The sequence below is a fragment of the Acetobacterium wieringae genome (assembly GCF_001766835.1).
GTDB lineage: Bacteria > Bacillota > Clostridia > Eubacteriales > Eubacteriaceae > Acetobacterium > Acetobacterium wieringae.
Genome location: NZ_LKEU01000015.1, coordinates 26,016 through 41,454, shown reverse-complemented (window position 1 = coordinate 41,454; position 15,439 = coordinate 26,016). Strand labels below are relative to the sequence as shown.

The window sequence follows — 15,439 nt, the reverse complement described above, 5'->3', positions numbered from 1 at the left end:
TATTGATATGTACAAAATAAAGCGAGAAAACCCAAAACCACTGTACATACAATTGGAAGAGTTAATCCGCAATAACATCGAAGAAGGCATTTGGAAGCCAAACACAGCGATACCATCGGAGAGTGAGATGAACCGTATTTACGGTGTCAGTCGAATGACAATACGTTCAGCATGCTCACAGTTGGTACAGGATGGTGTTCTCTATCGAGTCCCTGGTAAAGGTACCTTTGTTGCAGAACCCAAGATCATGACAGAGTCGCTGGCTTATATGGGATTTAGAGAACAATTGGAACGAATGGGGTACGAAATCACCACCGAGTTGTTAAATGTTACCGAAAAGGAAGCTTCTTTTTCGGTTGCAAAGCGTTTGCAATGTCCTCAAGGCGCACCAATACTCGAAATTGAGCGGTTGCGTTTTCTAAAAGGCGAGCCGATCAGCCTTCATTATTCCCGGATTCCTTTTGATTTGGGTAAGAATCTCAGTGATCAGGCGCTTGAAGAAGAACAACTTTGTATTCTTCTGGAAAAAGAATATAATTTAAAACCCAGCCGTGTCATCGAAACGTTCGAATCGGTGACGGCATCTGAAAAAGAAAGCAAACTGCTAAAAGTGCCGCAAGGCTATCCTTTGCTTGTTTTGGAAGATATTCTTTTTGATAAGGAAGATAAACCTTTTGAATATTCAAAAGTGGTCTTTCGAGGTGACAAAATCAAATTAAAATATGAATACCGCAACTAACGTTAAAAGGGTTTCCGCCAGACTGGTGGGAACCCTTTTAACGTTAGTCATCATTCAGTACCGGTTCCAAGGTGGTGTCCCGGAAAAAAGTGTTGGCATTAAAGAGGTATAGAATATCGGTAATCTGAGCGTCAGCAATCAACGCTTCGATGCTATCATAGTAATAACGGGGATCAATAACGGTGATCTCGCTATAAAATGGTGTTAGGAAGGGGATAAAGGCATTGGCATAAGAATCCTTGATGATCAACAGATTTTTGCCGTTGGCTACCGGATTTTTGATTTTTATCAGGGGATGGTTACCGGATAGAAAAACGGCATATTTGTCTTTTCCTTTGAGTTGTTCACTGTCAAAAAGAGATGCCGATTTTTTTTGTTCTTCGATAAAATTCACGACTGAATAATCATCTTCATTTTTGGGGATGTAGACATCAATGGTATCCGTAACAAAGGTCAAGTAGCCGCTTTTGGATGCCAGGGCGCCAGAAAATGAATGACTAACCGGATAGACGGTATAAGCATCAGGATCTGGTTTTATTCCCATGGCACTGGCAACACCCTGAAACGACAGCCAGGCCCCCAGAGTAGTCCAATGATGATCCGTCTTATAATATAATAGCTGATCCTTATTCTGCTTAAGAATTGGTCGGGGATCAAGGATGGTTAGCTGGTCACTTAAACTGGCAGTAAAGCTGTCTATATAGGTGTTTTGGTTCAAAACCGGAGCGTAAGCCGGTAATTTTTCATCAGTGACACTAATCGCATTGGGAACCAGCATGAAAAAGTGATTCAGATCGGAATGTTTTTCGACGAAGGTGTTAAGTGCAGTTTTTGTTTCTTCCGTTTGATCAGCCGGTAAGGGATCGAAGTTTTCAATCAGCGTAGAATTTTTGCCATAAAATACCCCATTCGAGCTATTCTTTCCAATGATGCGGTCGGTGCTGGTTTTGGTGTAAATCCAAAAATTCCGGCCGATTAGCTGATCAGCCGTATATTTCTGCATTTTTTTCATATAGCGTCCATCGACTACGCTATCTGCCGAAAAACGGGGAAATTGGGTTAATATCCGGTTTTCATTTGCAGATAGTTTAGTATCCGGTAAAATCAGCGAAGCCAGGGGAAAAAAGACAAGACTGCCGATAAAAAGCAGACCCAACAAGTTGATGTATTTTTTATAGTAGAGTGAATGGGAGTATTGATCGTGCTCCCGGTGGTTATCTTGTTTTCGCATAAGGCCTCACCTAAAATCTGAAATACAAAAAGGGATTGTATGTTTCGGTAACTAAATAAGCAATGGATAAAAACATGATCAGGCTGTTCAGTCCCAGACCAAATGGTATGACCCAGTTTTTCTCACTACGAATCAGTTTAGTATAACGCTGATGGACGATGGGGGTTGAACAGATCCCGCAAATTAAAAATAGAATAAGACTGGTATACAGGTAATAAAGGCCGGTTGTATCAATTGGGGATGCACCAGCGGTAAAAAACATCACCTGGAGATAAGACAGGGCAAATCCCATATCCGGACTGGCAAATAAGACCCAGCCAATCACGACCAATAGGAGGGTGTAAGTGTGTTGGATGAATGTGGGCAGTTTTTCGAGTAAACGGTTTAAAAATACTTTTTCAGTAAAAAGAATCAGCCCGTAATAGCCGCCCCAGATAACAAAATTCCAGCTGGCACCATGCCAGAGCCCAGTTAATAACCAGACAATACAAAGGTTTAAAAATAACCGGGGGATGGCAACACGATTTCCACCGAGTGGAATATAAAGGTATTCGCGAAACCAGGTGCCCAGTGAAATATGCCAACGTCGCCAGAATTCAGACACGTTTCTGGAAATATAGGGGTAATTGAAATTTTCCAGAAATTCAAAACCGAACATTTTCCCCAGACCAATGGCCATATCCGAATAGCCGCTGAAGTCGAAATAGATTTGAAAGGTAAATGCAATAATTCCAATCCAGGCCGTGAGTACCGACATTTCCCCCACATCCATGGCCGAAATAAGTGTCCAGACATAACCAATGTTATTGGCCAACAGGACTTTTTTTCCAAGTCCCTGGATAAAACGTTCTACCCCAATTCCAAATTTTTCCTGATTCATCACCCGATCGGAGAGCTGGTCATCAATGTCCTTATAGCGGACGATGGGTCCGGCGATCAGCTGGGGAAACATGGTGACATATAAACCAAAGGAAACAATGTTTTTTTGAACCGGAACCTTACCCAGATAAATATCGACCACATAAGATAGGATCTGAAAGGTATAAAATGAAATTCCAATCGGCAAAGGTAAAGGTGTATAGGGGATACTCAAACTAAAGAGTTGGTTAATGGTATCAAGTAGAAAACCCCAGTATTTAAAAAAGAACAGAAAACTCAGATTTACAATAACGGTAAAAATAAAAATTCGCTTGCGAACGAGATGGGGCTTTTTTTCCATGAAGATCCCCATCCCAAAGTCGAAAACGATGGTGAATAGCATTAAGAATACATAAACCGGTTCGCCCCAGGCGTAAAAAAACAAACTGACCAGAAGCAAGATCAGGTTTTTTCCCTGTTTGGGGACAAGGGTATAGAGACCCAAGGCAATGGGTAAAAAGGCAAATATAAATAAGATACTGCTAAAAACCATGGTTGCTCCTTACTGACTATTCTTTATGCTTTTGACAAAGGTGTCTTTTAGTGCGGCTGCATCCGGTGACACGCAATAAAAAAGTGTGTTTCCGACAATTTTAAGCTCATAATTATCAAGCAGAGCAACCTGATCAGGTCCGTAGCCGCCAAAGCTTTCCTGTTGGATGGCATTTCGGGTATCCACAGCAGTCTCAACCAGATCCAACTGGGCCGAGTCCGCAACTTTTACCACCAAAATTTCGGAAACGTCCATATAATTTGCCGGAACGTAAATCAACACTTCTTGAAAGTCGTTGATATTGAGACCATAATACCGTTTTAAGGCTTTTCCATCGCCTTTTGTCATTCCGTTGAGGTTTTGGGATGTAGCCAGCAGATCAGCTTCAACTTGCGATAAGGCCGCCTGGTCAGCAGTCTGACAGCCAAAACAGGGCAGAATCAGTATTAAAATAACAAGCAGTACAGCAAATTTTTTCATAAGCTTCCAATTCTACAGCAAATTTTTCAGATCACTGTTATTGACCAGGGTATCCATCCAGATAGGGTAAAATTCCCGAATGACATGGATGCCATCCTGCTCGTGATACTGAGGATTATTTTTTAAAAAGGTGTAGGTATCAATATAATGGATATTTTTGCGTTTGGCCATTTCCGCCAGGGCAGTATTGTAGGTCTCGATTTGACTGAATTCTGGCTTCTCTTTCAGGGCTTCATCGGTAACCGGAAAGATGCTGCAAAGATAAATTTGGGTGTTGGGTAATTGCAGACGCACTGCGTCGATGATTTTTTCATAATGACTGAGATAGGAATCAAGCGTACTGTCGGGATGGCTGATATCATTAAGCCCCAACTCAAAAAAAACATTACGGGGAGCCAGATTAACCAGACTTGGTACATCTTCAAGACTGTTTTCGGTGGATTTGCCCATCACCGCTACCAGCGAAGTTGGGCTTAAAAAACCGTATAAACCAAGACCTTCAGCAATTGAATCACCAAAAACAACCGCATTACCAAACAAAGCGGAATAATCTCCGGAATCGATGGCTTTGCGCTTCATATAATCAATTTTTTCTTCCATTGTATAAAGATCACGGGTTTCTAAGGTGGTTAGGGCCTGAATTCCTTCAGTTACCTTAGCGTTTTCTCGGGCGACGCTTTGATAATGAATAAGCAGGACGACGATAATAATGATACAAGGAATGAGAATGAAAACTACCAGGCTTTTATTAAAAGGGGGTGTTTGTTTTTTGTACATGAAAGGGCACCTTTGATAAGAGAATTTGTATAGTTAAACTTATCATAAAAGATGGTTGTAATTCAATGTCTGTTTTGTAACAAATTAATATTTTGTTGTTACGAATATAAAGAGTGAAAATATGAGTAAAAAATAAAAAAGAGCTGAAAATAATGGGTGAGATTATCTTCAGACTCTTTTTTAACTGTTTAAATCAATGGGATTAACATTTGTCCATGGTTCTGGTGGCGACCACATCAATGCCAAGACCTAAAAGATCCTTGATGACAACATCGCCGGTTTTAACAGGTGCTTCGACAACCACCTGGTTAATTGCAGCCATGGCATCAAAAATCTGGCCTTTAGGGATTGGTTCTGCCGTCTTAACCGGCAGACGGGGCAACATGGCGTTTTTGATGACCACGGTGGTCGGAATTACCCGGGTGGGGTTAGTCATTTCATTGATGGCATATTTGGGGCCACGTTTACAGGTGTTACCGGTGACCTCGTAGGTACCATCAGCTTTTTCTTCAATCGTCATTTGGCACCCGATGGGGCAAACAATACAGGTCATTTCTTTTTTCATTATTTGGCCTCCTCTACGACAAATCGGATTTCTCCGGCAGGATATTGAGCTAAAACATCTTTGGCAATTTTAAAGTTTACCATTTCAGCGGGTAGTAATTTCTTTTCTTTTTTGGTGGCGATTAACTGATCACCGATATAGGCGTTAACGACCTTATCTTTAAAGACCTGACGAACCCGCATATAGAAGGTAACCTTGTCTTCAACATTTTTCATGGCAACTTGTTGGGGAACAACATAGCCAATGCCGTCGCCGTTGGTGGTGGTGAAGGTAATCTCATTATCAAGCTCGCCTTTGATGAATTTTGCGGCACCCTTACCGGCAAGAACCGCTTCTTCGCTGACAAAATCCACCAGGTCATGAACATGAACAACATTGCCGCAGGCAAACACACCCGGCATCGAGGTTTGACGCAGTTCGCCAACAATGGCACCATTCGTGCGATTATCCATGACAACCCCGGCATTACGGGTAATTTCATTCTCGGGGATTAATCCGACAGAAAGCAGCAGGGTATCACAGGGAATATACTCTTCGGTGCCGGGAATGACTTTGAGTTTTTCATCAACCTTGGCAACGGTAACCCCTTCTAAGCGATCTTTACCATGGATAAAGGTAATGGTGTGGCTTAATTTTAAGGGAATATCATAGTCATCCAGACACTGAACAATATTACGAACCAAACCGTTGGAGTAGGGCATCAGCTCACAGACTGCCTGAACATGGGCGCCTTCCAGAGTCATTCGGCGGGCCATAATCAGTCCGATATCACCTGATCCCAGGATAACCACTTCTTTACCGGGCATAAAGCCTTCCATGTTAATAAACCGCTGAGCCGTACCGGCAGTAAAGACGCCGGAAGGACGGTATCCAGGAATTCCAATGGCTCCAGAAGTTCGTTCCCGACAGCCCATGGTTAAGATGACCGCCTTGGCTTCAATAATCATGTACCCGTTTTCTTCATTGATGACGTGGATAGACTTAAGATCGCCATTGTCGTGCATATCAAGTACCATGGTATCCAGCATATAGGGGATATTCAGATCTTTGACTTTCTGAATATAACGTTCAGCGTATTCCGGGCCAGTTAATTCTTCATTAAAGGTATGTAAACCGAAACCGTTATGGATACATTGGTTAAGGATACCGCCCAGTTCCCGGTCTCTCTCGAGGATCAGAACATTTTCTGCTCCACCATTTTTAGCTTCAACAGCTGCGGCTAGCCCAGCAGGGCCGCCACCTAAAATTACAACATCATAAATCATGATTATGCTTCCTCCTTAACAGATTTTGTGTGACCGGAAAGGATATAGGCAGAATCCTGTTGATCATACATTACATCATCCAATGGAACATTAAGTTCTCTGGCCAGAATTTCAACAACCCGGGGTGAACAGAAACCGCCCTGACAGCGGCCCATTCCGGCGCGGGTTCGTTTTTTTACCGCTTTAACACTTCTAGCACCAGCGCTACGGTGAATAACATCAATGATTTCACCTTCGGTAATGGTTTCGCAGCGACAGATGACCTTACCATATTTCGGGTCTTCTTTAATAATTTCAACTTTTTCATCTTCGGTCATTTCATCAAAACGCAGATGTTTGCGGACTTTTGGGTTATAGTCAGGATTCTCTTCAAGATGAGGAATCATTGGTTTGACAATATTTTCAACAACATGGTGAGCTACAGCCGGAATGGAAGTGAGCCCAGGCGATTCATAGCCAGCCACATTGATAAAGCCACGCACTGGCGATTCTTCAATGATGAAGTCACCATCTGTAGTGGTATAGGTGTCTCTTACCGGCGTATTTCGCAGACCGGCATAGGAGCGGATAATCTTATTAAAAGGCAGATCAGGACAATTTTTCAGGGCGTTTTCTTTGATATAATCAAGGCGCTCGCCGGTGGTGGCAATGTCACCCTTATAAGAAACTGGTTCGGCATCCGGGCCAATCAAAAGATTTCCATGAACAGTTGGAGCAACCAGAATTCCTTTACCTTTTTTAGATGGACATGGGAAGATCACACTGTTAACCAGAGAGCCGGCTTCTTTATCAAAAATAAAGTAATGTCCTTTTCGGGCCAGCAGTTTAAAATAGGGCTCACCGACCATTGCGTAAATATTGTCAGCAAATAATCCGGCTGCGTTGATGACGTATTTAGCTTCCACATTACCGGCATTGGTAATGATTTCGAAATAGCCGTGGTGGTTTTTGATGTCACTGACCATATGATTCATTTTCAGGGTCACACCATTGTCGACAGCGTTTTCAGCAGCGTGAATACACAGTTCAAACGGTGAGACGATGCCTGCGGTGGGTGCATATAAGGCACCGCAAATATCTTCATTCAGATTGGGTTCCATGGCATGGACTTCATCTTTGAACAAAATCTGGAGTCCGGGAACACCATTCTTCAGACCATTCTGATACAGTTCCTGAATGGTTGCCATCTCATATTCATTGTGGGCAACAACCAGGGAGCCGCAACGTTTAAAGGGAACATCCAGATCTTCGCAGACTTTTTCATACATGATGTTTCCGGGAGCGTTGAATTTTCCCTTTAATTTTGAAGCAGGTGCATCAAAGCCTGCATGGACAATGGCGGAATTGGCCATGGTAATCTGATTTCCAACATCATTTTCTCCGTCCAGTAAAACGATGTCCAGTTTGTATCGGGTTAATTCCCGAGCAATGTAGGAACCGGCAATACCAGCTCCAATAATGGCGATATCATACATAATATATTCCTCCTAAGAACTATAAAAAATTAAAAGCCATACAATTTTCTTAAATAAGGATTCATTTAAGAAAACAGTATGGCTCTCCGTTGCCTTGTATTTTATTTTTACTTATTCCTTGTGTAGCAATCGTTGCTCTTCCCGAATAAGCTCTATTTTATCCCACAATGGCTTGTGAGATGTGCTGGCAGATAATGCACCAGCAGCTAGACAAGAACGAACTTCTTCCTCTGTCTCGATGAATCCCCCGGTAACTATTGGAATATCGACCTCTTTCTTAACGGCTGTGATCAGCTTTGGAACAAGGCCAGGCAGAATTTCGATGGCATCGGGCTTAATTTTCTTGGCCGAATTGATTGAAATATCCATGGCTGAAGAATCCAATAGAAATAGACGCTGAACCGTCATCAGACCTTCCTGTTTGGCCCGAGTGATAATATTGTTTTTAGTGGTAATAATCCCTGCTGGCTTGATCTCATCTTTTAGATATTTAATAAAATAATTATCCTGTGAATAACCTTTAATCAGATCCAGATGGGTAAACACATATTTATCGGCGTTGATACAAAGTTCCACCATCTTTTTCAAATTATATACGTTGCCAGTCAGCAGAAAGATGATTTGTGATTTCGAATGGATGGCATCGTAAATATCTTTAGGATTACGAACGGCGACAATGATGGGGTTGTTCTGAAACATGAGAAGACATTTTCTCGTCGACATAAAACTCCTCCCGGTCGGATTGTATTTGTAAATTCATTATAACACAATCACAAAAATAGGAAAGAGAAAAATCTGAATTGTTGGGGTGTCAAAAACACCCCAACAATTGATGTTACAAATATTTCTTTAGGGACAACAGATTATTCTGCGTCTTCCCAGCCTTTAGAGCATTCTACAGCTTTTAACCAGCCAGCATATAATTTAGCACGAACATCGGCATCCATCGCAGGAGCGAATGAACGGTCAAGTTTCCAGGCGTTGGTTACATCAGCTTTACCATCCCAGAATTTAACAGCCAGACCAGCCAGGTAAGCAGCACCCATAGCGGTTGTTTCTACGATCGAAGGACGATCAACAGGAACGCCTAAGATATCAGCCTGGAATTGCATTAAGAAATCGTTAGCGCAAGCGCCGCCATCTACTTTTAATGCTGCCAATTTAATGTTAGAGTCTTTTTCCATTGCATCCAGAACATCTTTTGTCTGATAAGCTAACGATTCAACAGTTGCTCGGATTAAATGAGATTTGTTGGCACCACGGGTTAATCCTAAAATTGCGCCTCGCGCATACATATCCCAATGTGGAGCGCCCAGACCAACAAAAGCTGGAACCATGTAAACGCCATTGGTATCAGCAACTTTATTACAATAGAATTCGCTGTCTGGTGAAGAGTCAACCAGTCGAACTTCATCTCTTAACCATTGGATTGCTGCACCGGCAACGAAGATTGAGCCTTCTAATGCGTAGTCAACTTCGCCATCCAGGCCCCAGGCAATGGTAGTAACCAAGCCGCTGTTCGATTTAACAGGTTTGTCGCCAGTGTTCATCAGCATAAAGCAACCGGTTCCATATGTATTTTTAGCCATACCAGGTTCAAAGCAAGCTTGTCCGAAAAGGGCAGCCTGTTGGTCACCAGCAGCACCAGCAATTGGAATTTCAGTGCCATAAAGAGAAGTTGTGCCATAAACATCAGAGGATGGACGAACTTCTGGTAACATAGAAGCAGGGATATCCAGCTCTTTTAACATTTTTTCATCCCATTTGAGGGTTTTAATATTAAATGCCATGGTACGGGAAGCATTTGAATAATCAGTCACATGTACCTTACCATCTGTTAATTTCCAGATTAACCAGGTATCAATAGTACCGAAAGCCAGTTCGCCTTTTTCTGCTCTTTCACGAGCACCAGGAACGTTATTTAAAATCCAGTTGATTTTTGTTCCGGAGAAGTATGCATCGATTACAAGACCGGTGTTTTCACGAACGTAGTCTTCCAGACCGCGGGCTTTTAATTCATCACAGAAAGATGCAGTACGACGGCATTGCCAAACAATGGCATTATAAATAGGTTCGCCAGTTTTTCTGTCCCAAACGACAGTTGTTTCACGTTGGTTTGTGATACCGATAGCAGCAATCTCTTCAGCGGTTGCGCCAATTTTTGACATTGCTTCAGTAACAACACCACTTTGGGTAGCCCAAATTTCCATGGCGTCATGTTCAACCCAACCGGCTTTTGGATAGATTTGAGTAAATTCTTTTTGTGCAACACTAACGATTTCGCTGTCATGGTTAAATAAAATCGCTCTTGAACTCGTGGTTCCTGCATCCAGTGATAAGATATACTTTTTCATAAGTATAACCCCCTATTTATTTAATTATTTATTTAATTATGTTTGAGAAACATAACGAAACCATAAGGAAAGGATATAGAAGCAAACAAAAAAAGCACATACTAACAGATTTACATATTCTCTTAATGTAAAAACGAAAGTACGGCCCTCCATAACTCCTGCCAATATATGAAATTATTAAATCACTTCGCAAACAATCGTAAAATTATTTACGAACACATAATAACATAACTCAGAAATAATGTAAAGGATTACCGGTAAAAAAATAATGTTAAATAAATAACAAATAAAATGATGATTATCACTAATCATTTCAAATGAAATTTAATAATCGCTTAAAAATAGTATATAATGTAGGAAAGATATAAGATAAGGCAAGCTGGGATCAATATCATCCGACCGGGACAAAATGTCTATTTATTTTTAAGAATCTATGCTATAATAAAATCTAAAGAAATCGGAAATAGTTAAAAAAATATGAAACTTAATTTGAACAGTAGAGTGGAAAAAAAGATGGAAAAACAATTTACACATCTTCATGTACATAGTGAATATAGTTTACTCGATGGCTTCGGTCGAATCAATGAGCTTGTTAAAGCAGTTGCCCAAAGCGGCATGGATAGTATAGCACTAACCGATCACGGGGTGCTGTTTGGTGCCATCGATTTTTACAAGGCCTGCCTTGCTGAAAAAGTTCATCCGGTAATCGGATGTGAAGTTTACGTAGCACCCAGAGGTCTTGAAAAAAAAGATCCGGCCTATGACAAGGAACGGGCGCATCTTATTCTGTTAGCAGAGAACAATCTGGGGTATAAAAATCTCATGAAGATTGTCTCAAAAGGATTCGTTGATGGATTTTATTATAAACCCAGAGTGGATCATGAGTGTTTGCGGGATCACAGCGAGGGGATTATTTGCCTGTCCGCCTGTATTGCCGGTGAAATCCCTCAAATGCTTTTAAACAACGACTTGGCTGGCGCTGAAGCGCGCTGTCTGCTTTACCAGAATATTTTTGGTAAGGATCATTTCTTTCTAGAGGTTCAGGATCATCGGCTCCGGGAAGAAGCGCTAATTAATGAACGGTTGATTCAATTGTCGAAAAAATTGAGCATTCCTCTGGTTGCCACCAATGATGTCCATTATGTTCGTAAAGAAGACAGTGAAAACCATGACATTCTTCTATGTATTCAAACTGCTGCGACTGTTTCCGAAGAAAAAAGAATGCGTTTTCCCAACAACGAGTTCTATTTAAAGAGTCCGGAAGAAATGAGCAAGCTCTTTTCGGACATGCCGGAAGCTATTGAAAATTCCAACCGGATTGCCAGACGTTGTCAGGTCAGTTTTGATTTGGAAAAAACCCATCTACCCCAATTTGAATTACCTCCCGGAAAAACCGCAGAAAACTATTTAAAAGAACTCTGCATGACAGGGCTGTCAAAGAAATACGCAGAGCTGACTGACGAGTTACTGGATCGTCTGGTTTTTGAATTAAAAACCATTCATAATATGGGCTTTGATGATTATTTTCTGATCGTTTGGGATTTTATCAAGTATGCCAAAGATAACCAGATTATGGTTGGACCGGGACGGGGAAGTGCCGCCGGTAGTCTGGTTGCCTACAGCCTGGGGATAACGACCATCGATCCGATTAAATACCAATTGCTGTTTGAACGTTTTTTAAACCCGGAGCGGGTAACGATGCCAGATATTGATGTGGATTTTTGTTATGAACGACGACAGGAAGTCATCGATTATGTCGTCAACAAGTACGGCGAAGATCGGGTCGCACAGATTATAACCTTTGGAACCATGGCAGCCCGGGGGGCTCTTCGGGATGTTGGTCGAGCATTGGATATGCCCTATAATCTGGTCGATCGGGTGGCTAAAGAAATACCCATTCATCCCGGGGTGAATATTACCATTGCAGAAGCGTTGATGGAAAATCCTGAACTTAAAAAGATGGAAGAGGGCGATGCGGATATTGCCAAACTGGTAAAAACGGCTCAATCCATAGAAGGCTTATCCCGACATGCCTCCACCCATGCAGCCGGAGTGGTCATCTCTGATTTGCCACTGGTGGAGTACATTCCGCTGTTTCGCAACAATGATGTGATCACAACCCAGTTTCCGATGGGTCTTTTGGAAGACCTGGGCCTGTTGAAAATGGATTTCCTGGGTTTGCGCACCTTGACGGTGATCCGGGATGCCCTGGAAAATATTGAACATAGCATCAGCAAGCGGCTGGATCTGGACAGTCTGGAAATGGATGATGCCAAGGTCTATGAAATGCTCTCAAAAGGGGATACCCTGGGTGTTTTTCAGCTGGAGAGCCGGGGCATGCAGCAGTTTATCAAGGATCTTCAGCCCGGTAGCTTTGAAGATATTATCGCCGGAATTTCACTGTATCGACCTGGCCCCATGGATCAGATTCCCCGCTACATTGAGAATAAAAAAAATCCATCGCAGATAACCTATGACCATCCCATCCTTGAAAAAATCTTAAACGTAACCTATGGGTGCATGGTTTATCAGGAACAGGTCATGCAGATTTTTCGGGACGTGGCTGGCTTTTCAATGGGACGAAGTGATCTGGTCAGGCGGGCCATGTCCAAGAAAAAGAGCAGTGTGATGGAGGCTGAGGGTCAGGTATTTATCCATGGTGAGGTGGATGAAACAGGAAAAGTTGTCATTGATGGTGCTATTCGACGTGGCGTTTCCGAAACGGCTGCTAAAAAAATATTTGAAGAGATGAAAGATTTTGCCAAATACGCCTTTAATAAATCCCATGCTGCGGCCTATGCAGTGATTGCCTACCAGACCGCCTGGCTGAAGTGTTATTATCCCACCGAGTTTATGGCGGCGTTAATGTCCAGCATTATGGATGATGAGAAAAAAGTGGCAAAATATATTGAAGATTGCCGAAAAATGGGTATTCATGTATTACCACCCAGTATTAATGCCAGCTATGAGAAATTCAGTGTTTCCAGCAATTCCATCTGTTTTGGATTGGGAGCGGTTAAAGGTCTGGGGAAAAACGCCATCGCCGCTATCATTGAAGCTCGAAAAGCGAAAGGGGATTTTCAGAATCTCCGGGATTTTTGTGAACGGGTGGATCTCAAATCCCTTAATAAGCGGAGTATCGAAAGTCTTATCAAAGGTGGTGCATTTGATGGGATCGGCAGTAGCCGGGCACAGATGCTGGCTACGGCTGAACTGATTGTTGATCAGGTACAGCGGGAAAAGAAAGACCGGATCTCCGGGCAGATGTCTCTGTTGGATTTGGCTGGACTGGGCGGTTCAAAAGAACTGACGAACTTGAAAGAAGACCACTTCCCGCAAAAACAGCCGTTTTCCAAAGAGGAACGGCTGGCAATGGAAAAGGAGGTTTTAGGTCTCTACGTTACCGGCCATCCACTGGAGAAATATGAGGATGTCCTCAAAAAAACAGTCAGCTTGTTTTCCAATCTGGTTGACAGTTATCAGGATTTAAAAGATGCTGGGATCAGGGATGGACAACAGGTCAGTATTGGTGGGTTAATTGTGGAATTAAAAACCATGATGACAAAAAAAGGTCAGATGATGGCGTTTATAACCCTGGAAGACTTGTATGGACGGATCGAGGTAGTGGTTTTTCCCAAAACCTATGATGAATATCGTCGCTATTTAAAACCTGATCAGCCGGTCGTGATCAAGGGCCGGATCAATTACAATGAGGAAGCTCGAACCTCGGTGATTGCGGCGCAAATCTATCCCATCGGCGAGCCTCCTAAAAACAGAGAGAACCTTGAAGTAAAAGAAAAAACCGCTACCTATGCCACTAATGGCGGCGCGCAGAACCGACAAAAACTGATTTTGAGTTTAGGGGATTTAACAGAAAAGACCTTGATAAATTCAGTTAAATCGATTCTAATTAGGTATCCGGGGCCGGTGCCGGTGGTGTTATATCTGAAAAACGAAAATAAACATTTTGGAGCCAATAAAGATTTATGGGTTACTCCTGAAGAAAAACTGATCACAGAATTAGGCCAAATTTTAGGAATAAAAAATGTGGAGGTAAAGTAAAATGAGAATTGGAGTTTTAACCAGTGGAGGCGATGCACCCGGAATGAATGCCTGTATTCGAGCCATTGTGAGGACAGCAATTTATAATAAAATAGAAGTGTACGGAATTAATCGGGGCTATTCAGGATTACTGGAAGGGGACATTACACCCCTTAGTGTTTACTCGGTGGCTGATATTCTGCAGCGGGGTGGAACTGTATTACGAACCTCCCGAAGTGAGTTTTTTGCAACGGATGCCGGGGTGCGGCAAAGCGCCAACGTGCTCGAGGAGTATGGGATTGAGCACCTGATTGTTATCGGTGGTGATGGCAGTATGAATGGTGCTTTGGCGCTTCAGAAACTGGGGGCGAGTGTGGTGGGAATTCCCGGTACCATTGATAATGATCTGGGCTTTACTGATTATACCATTGGATTTGATACCGCAGTGACAACCGCTCTTGATGCCATCAGTAAGATCAGAGATACCACCTATTCGCACAACCGAATTAATGTGGTTCAGGTAATGGGGCGAAAATGTGGCGATATCGCCCTGTTTGCTGGATTATCTGGAGGGGCAGAAGCCTTGATCTTGCCGGAGGTTGAAACCGATCTGGATGCTATCTGCCTGCGTCTGCTCCAGGGTAAAGACCGGGGCAAACTTCACAGCATTGTGATGCTTGCAGAGGGGTGCGGTAATTACCGGGATTATTGCGTCAAGATCGAAGAGAAAACCCAGGTCACAACCAAGGGCACCAATTTGGGTTATATCCAGAGAGGTGGCTCACCCTCCAATATGGATCGGAATCTGGCCAGCTTTATGGGATATAATGCGGTGTTAAGTATTGTCAAAAAAGAAACTGGAACGGTGATGGCGCAGCGCTGTGGGTCGTATCTGGGCATTCCCATTGAGGAAGCACTGCAAATGCCAAAAATCTTCCGTCAGGATATTTACGATATGGCCTCGGTATTATCCATTTAAAATGAATCAGGAAAAATCGGCACCACTGTATATGGTGACCGGCTCATCTCCGTTGAAATTAGTTTAAAATAGGTAAATCAAAGATCGCAACAAAAACCAATAACGATGTTGGTAGAGACTTA

Annotated in this window: 12 protein-coding genes; 3 read left to right on the top strand and 9 right to left on the bottom strand. The window is 42.6% G+C overall.

Annotated elements, in window-relative coordinates:
- Nucleotides 1-7: 7 nt before the first annotated feature.
- Nucleotides 8-739: a GntR family transcriptional regulator gene (locus ACWI_RS03745; RefSeq protein ID WP_242871571.1), complete on the top strand. Its 732-nt coding sequence runs from the start codon at nt 8-10 to the stop codon at nt 737-739.
- A 43-nt stretch (nt 740-782) separates the two neighbouring features.
- Here the strand turns inward: ACWI_RS03745 and ACWI_RS03740 are convergent, their stop codons facing one another.
- The 9 genes from ACWI_RS03740 to glpK form a co-directional block, all read right to left on the bottom strand.
- Nucleotides 783-1,970 carry a DHHW family protein gene (locus ACWI_RS03740; protein ID WP_084633475.1) on the bottom strand — a complete coding sequence of 396 codons (1,188 nt, stop codon included), beginning with the start codon at nt 1,968-1,970 and terminating at the stop codon, nt 783-785.
- 10 nt (nt 1,971-1,980) lie between these two features.
- A complete protein-coding gene (locus ACWI_RS03735) occupies nt 1,981-3,381 on the bottom strand; it encodes an MBOAT family O-acyltransferase (RefSeq protein WP_070370093.1) in 1,401 nt (466 codons plus the stop codon).
- A gap of 9 nt (nt 3,382-3,390) precedes the next feature.
- A complete protein-coding gene (locus tag ACWI_RS03730; RefSeq protein ID WP_070370092.1) occupies nt 3,391-3,861 on the bottom strand; it encodes a DUF4358 domain-containing protein in 471 nt (156 codons plus the stop codon).
- Nucleotides 3,862-3,873: 12 nt separating this feature from the next.
- A complete protein-coding gene (locus tag ACWI_RS03725; RefSeq protein ID WP_070370091.1) occupies nt 3,874-4,638 on the bottom strand; it encodes a GDSL-type esterase/lipase family protein in 765 nt (254 codons plus the stop codon).
- A gap of 202 nt (nt 4,639-4,840) precedes the next feature.
- On the bottom strand, nt 4,841-5,203 hold the full coding sequence (locus ACWI_RS03720) for a DUF1667 domain-containing protein (protein WP_070370090.1): 363 nt from the start codon (nt 5,201-5,203) through the stop codon (nt 4,841-4,843).
- Nucleotides 5,203-6,468, bottom strand: a complete 1,266-nt coding sequence (locus tag ACWI_RS03715; RefSeq protein ID WP_207648642.1) for an NAD(P)/FAD-dependent oxidoreductase — start codon at nt 6,466-6,468, stop codon at nt 5,203-5,205. The genes ACWI_RS03720 and ACWI_RS03715 overlap by 1 nt, the downstream gene beginning before the upstream one ends.
- A 2-nt stretch (nt 6,469-6,470) precedes the next feature.
- Entirely contained in the window at nt 6,471-7,943 is a 1,473-nt protein-coding gene (locus tag ACWI_RS03710) for an NAD(P)/FAD-dependent oxidoreductase (RefSeq protein ID WP_070370088.1), read from the bottom strand.
- Between the two features lie 111 nt (nt 7,944-8,054).
- Nucleotides 8,055-8,666, bottom strand: coding sequence for a glycerol-3-phosphate responsive antiterminator (locus ACWI_RS03705; protein WP_070370087.1), 612 nt, complete (start codon nt 8,664-8,666; stop codon nt 8,055-8,057).
- A gap of 140 nt (nt 8,667-8,806) precedes the next feature.
- A complete protein-coding gene (glpK, locus tag ACWI_RS03700; RefSeq protein WP_070370086.1) occupies nt 8,807-10,297 on the bottom strand; it encodes a glycerol kinase GlpK in 1,491 nt (496 codons plus the stop codon).
- Between the two features lie 513 nt (nt 10,298-10,810).
- On the opposite strand from glpK, the gene ACWI_RS03695 reads away from it, so the two are divergent.
- Both ACWI_RS03695 and ACWI_RS03690 read left to right on the top strand, forming a co-directional pair.
- Entirely contained in the window at nt 10,811-14,359 is a 3,549-nt protein-coding gene (locus ACWI_RS03695) for a DNA polymerase III subunit alpha (RefSeq protein WP_070370085.1), read from the top strand.
- 1 nt (nt 14,360) lies between these two features.
- Complete coding sequence (locus tag ACWI_RS03690) at nt 14,361-15,317, top strand: ATP-dependent 6-phosphofructokinase (protein WP_070370084.1); 957 nt, start codon at nt 14,361-14,363, stop codon at nt 15,315-15,317.
- Nucleotides 15,318-15,439 lie beyond the last annotated feature (122 nt).